1 protein-coding gene is annotated in these 325 nt (G+C 51.7%); it reads right to left on the bottom strand.

Going from position 1 to position 325, the window contains the following annotated elements:
* Positions 1–325: hypothetical protein (locus J1N09_RS15480; protein ID WP_414826860.1), on the bottom strand; the 325-nt coding region annotated here is incomplete at both ends.

Genomic DNA, 325 nt, shown 5'->3' on the forward strand with positions numbered 1-325 from the left:
GGATCGTCTTCTACATTACTATTGTCATCCGATAGGTCCGTTACATCCGGCCCGCTCGGTGGCGTACCCGTGGCCGTAGCCTGGTTAGTGAACTGACCGGCATCAATATCCGCCTGGGTGATCACATAGGTAGCCGTAAAGGTCGTACTGTCTGAAGCACCCGGAGCTAAACTCACAATCGGTCCGCCTGCCATTGTTACCAATGGATCGGTCACAACTACATTGCTCAGGGTTACATTACCCGTATTGGTCACCGTAAAGGCATAGGTGATCGTATCTCCAGGAGCAGCAATACAGTTGCCCGCAGGATCAAAACCATCATAAG

Origin of the sequence: Aureitalea sp. L0-47, from assembly GCF_026126405.1 — a bacterium.
Taxonomy (GTDB): domain Bacteria; phylum Bacteroidota; class Bacteroidia; order Flavobacteriales; family Flavobacteriaceae; genus Pukyongia.